The sequence below is a fragment of the Mesorhizobium sp. M7A.F.Ca.US.007.01.2.1 genome, from assembly GCF_003998165.1.
Lineage (GTDB): Bacteria > Pseudomonadota > Alphaproteobacteria > Rhizobiales > Rhizobiaceae > Mesorhizobium > Mesorhizobium ciceri.
In genome coordinates this window covers 1-3,322 of the sequence record NZ_RZQP01000385.1, presented here as the reverse complement: position 1 = coordinate 3,322, position 3,322 = coordinate 1, and the positions used below count along the sequence as shown (strand labels likewise).

4 protein-coding genes are annotated in these 3,322 nt (G+C 62.5%); all 4 read left to right on the top strand.

What is annotated here, in order from left to right; all coding sequences use genetic code 11:
* The coding region (locus EN949_RS34050) for an RNA polymerase sigma factor (RefSeq protein ID WP_245472577.1) at positions 1 to 511 on the top strand (511 nt) is incomplete at its 5' end.
* Positions 508 to 1,299 carry an anti-sigma factor gene (locus EN949_RS34045; RefSeq protein ID WP_127366743.1) on the top strand — a complete coding sequence of 264 codons (792 nt, stop codon included), beginning with the start codon at positions 508 to 510 and terminating at the stop codon, positions 1,297 to 1,299. The genes EN949_RS34050 and EN949_RS34045, both read left to right, overlap by 4 nt.
* Before the next feature lie 310 nt (positions 1,300 to 1,609).
* On the top strand, positions 1,610 to 2,716 hold the full coding sequence (locus EN949_RS34040; RefSeq protein WP_127366742.1) for a peptidase C39 family protein: 1,107 nt from the start codon (positions 1,610 to 1,612) through the stop codon (positions 2,714 to 2,716).
* A partial coding sequence (locus EN949_RS34035) for a RimK-like ATPgrasp N-terminal domain-containing protein (protein ID WP_206534997.1) occupies positions 2,713 to 3,322 on the top strand: 610 nt, incomplete at its 3' end. The genes EN949_RS34040 and EN949_RS34035, both read left to right, overlap by 4 nt.

The window sequence follows — 3,322 nt, the reverse complement described above, 5'->3', positions numbered from 1 at the left end:
GAAGAAGGCAGCAATCCTTGGCGAAATACCGCGCCTGCGCCGTTACGCACGCTCGCTTTTGCGCGACCGCGACGCTGCCGACGACCTTGTCCAGGATTGCCTCGAGCGGGCGCTTGTGCGGCTCGACAACTGGCAGACAGGAGAAAGCCCCCGGAGGTGGCTGTTTACGATCATGCATCATTTGTTCATCGACCAGATGCGCAAGGTGAACCGCCGCGGCGAGGCGGCGATGTTGCCGCTGGAGGCGGGCGAGGCCGTTGCCCAGCCGGCAGAGCAGGTGGAGAGTATCGCCTCGCGCGAGATCATCGACGCGTTGCAAGCGATCAGCCCCGATCGACGCGCAGCTCTTGTCATGGTTGCCATCGAAGGTTTTTCCTATGCCGAAGCCGCCAACATTCTGGGCGTCCCCGCTGGCACGCTGATGTCGCGCATTGCGCGCGGGCGTGAGGAATTGCGTGGGTTGCTGGACGATACGGCGCGTCGCCGCGCGATAAGGATCGTCGAGAAATGATCCGCCGCGACTTTTCCGAACGGGACATCCACATGGCGCTCGATGGCGAGCTGCCTGCAGACGAGCGCGCCGCTTACGACGCCTGGCTCGACGCCAATCCCGAGATGAAAGCCAGGAGCGCCCGTTTCACCGCCGACCGGGCGGCGCTGCGTGCCGCCTTCGCCGGGGTGCTGGACGAAGCCGTGCCTGCGCGGTTGCGCAAGGTCGTGTTTGGCGAGGCGCCGGTCAAGGCAGCTGTGCTACGCTCGCGCTGGTGGCTTGCCGCTGCTGCCGCCGTGCTTTTGGTCGCCGGCGGGCTTGGTGGCTACCTTGCCGGCGTCGACGGCATCGGCCAGGAGGACCCGGCGGAAGATCGGCTGGCCGAGCAGGCAATCGCGGCCCATGTCATCTATGCCGCCGAAAAGCGGCATGCCGTCGAGGTTCCGGCCAGCGACAAGGACCATCTGCAGACCTGGCTGTCCAACCGGGTAGGGTTGAAGCTGGTGGCACCCGACTTGACCGCGAACGGTTTCCAGTTGGTCGGCGGCCGGTTGCTTCCGGCAGGCGAGAGCAAGGCCGCCATGCTGCTTTACGAGGACGGCAATGGGCAGCGTATATCGCTGTTCGTCACCACGGAATCGACGGAGAATGCCAAGGGCACCTACGCCGCCACGCAAGACGGACCCGAGGCCGTCTACTGGCTGGACAAGGGCTATGGCTGCGCCGTCGTCGGCTCCTTGCCGCGCGAGCGGCTGAACGAGGTCGCCAGGAACGCCTACACGCAACTTGTAAACGGGCTGGCAAGCTGAACGGCACCGCTTTTGCCGGTGCCGTCGATCCGCGAATGCCGATCCGGCCGAAGGACCTTTTGCGCCCGTCGGATCGGCGTCGGATTTGTCACAATTCGGCCCTAATCGAGGTGCGATAGCGCTTGATGAATGCCGTCGCATCGCCCCGAAAATCGGAAACGGTTTTTGGAAAAACGAGGCGAAGATTCAAGGTGGTGGAGCGGACTTCGTGCGCCCAGGTGGACGCCGGTTTTCCCAACGCCCTGGTTGGCGTCAAGGACGTGTTCGAGTAGGGCCATTTCCACCACCAATCGAGGTTTTCTGAAGCCGCATGCCTGCCGAGATCCGCACGGCCCGCGCGTCTGACGTCGATGATCTCGCCGCCATCGAGAAAGCTGTTTTCTCAAGCGACCGTATTTCCCGCCGCTCCTTCCGACTGTTCATCGAGCGTGAAACCGCCGAGACGCTGGTCGCCGAAGTCGACGGCCGCGTGGCCGGTTATGCGATCGTGCTGTTTCGCAAAGGCAGCGGCGTGGCGCGCCTCTACTCGATTGCGACCAGTCCGTTTTTCGGCGGACTGGGTGTCGGCCGCATCCTGCTCGGATCCGCCGAAGATGCCGCCTTCGAGCACGACCGCATGATGCTGCGTCTCGAAGTTCGCGAAGACAACAGCCGCGCGATCCGCATCTACGAACGGGCCGGTTATCGCAAGATCGGGCGTGAGCCCGGCTACTATGAGGATGGCGAAACGGCACTTCGCTACGAAAAAACCTTGCGTGGCGACATTCCGATCGCCACCAAGGTGCCGTTCTACCCGCAGACCTGCGAATTCACCTGCGGTCCGTGCTGCCTGATGATGGCGATGGCCAATTTCGATCGCGGCTTCGTGCCGGATCCGGTCATGGAAATCCGCCTGTGGCGTGAAGCGACGACCGTCTTCATGATGTCGGGTCCCGGCGGTTGCGAGCCGTTCGGCCTCGCTGTCTCGGGCTACGAGAGCGGGCTCGCGGTGGAGATCTACGTCTCTTTCTATGGCGCGCTGTTCCTGCAATCGGTGCGCAGCGAGGACAAGCGCAGGGTAATGGAACTGGCGCAGGTCGACTTTCGCCGACGCACGGAACTTTACGGCATCCCGGTGAATTACCGTGCATTCACAATCGACGATATCCGCGCTGCGATCGCTGGGGGAAAGCTGGTGCTGGTGCTGATCAGCGGCTTCCTGATGTTCGGCAAGAAGGTGCCGCACTGGGTGCTGGCGATCGGCGATGACGGCGACCATATCCTGATCCACGACCCTTGGGTCGAGGATGAAAGGCAGGAGACCATCCTTGATGCAGCCAACATTCCCGTGCCTTACGGCATCTTCATGAACATGGCGCAGTTCGGTCGCGATGGACTGCGTGCCGCCATCACTCTGGGAAAGCGTGACAGACAATGACCTGGGTCATCCTTACCGGCAGGCAGAGCGATCTCGACCAGGTGGCGACACCGCACAAGATCATCACCAATCGCGACTATCTCGCGCATCCGTCATTGTTTCGCGGCCAGCGGCCGAAGGTCATCAACCTGTCGAACAATTACGCCTACCAGAGCCGCGGCTACTATGCATCGCTGCTGGCAAGCTCGCGCGGCCACAAGGTGATCCCGACCGTCGAGACGATGATCGACCTGTCGGAACGCAAGCTCTATGAGCACGCGCTGCCGGAACTGGAACTGGCGCTCAACAAATGCCGCAAGGATCTTGGTGGCGCCTTTCCGCAGAAGGTCTGCATCTTCTTCGGCATCGGGCCGTCAAAAATCTGGGACCGTTTCGCCAAGCTGTTGTTCGATTGGTTCCGCGCACCGGCGCTCGAAGTCCACATCAAGGACAGCGCCGAATGGGCCTCGATCCGCAAGATCGGCTTTCATCCATTGGCGCGGATGACAGAGGACGAGGAAAAAAGCTTCATCCAGTGCCTGGAAACCTACACCAACCGGGAGTGGCGCGACACCAAGGGCCGTACGCCGGCGCGCTACACCTTCGCCACGCTGGTCGACCCGCATG

Coding starts and splice junctions, on each gene's coding strand:
- EN949_RS34045 (WP_127366743.1), top strand. CDS start 508: ATGATCCGCCGCGACTTTTCCGAACGGGACATCCACATGGCGCTCGAT.
- EN949_RS34040 (WP_127366742.1), top strand. CDS start 1,610: ATGCCTGCCGAGATCCGCACGGCCCGCGCGTCTGACGTCGATGATCTC.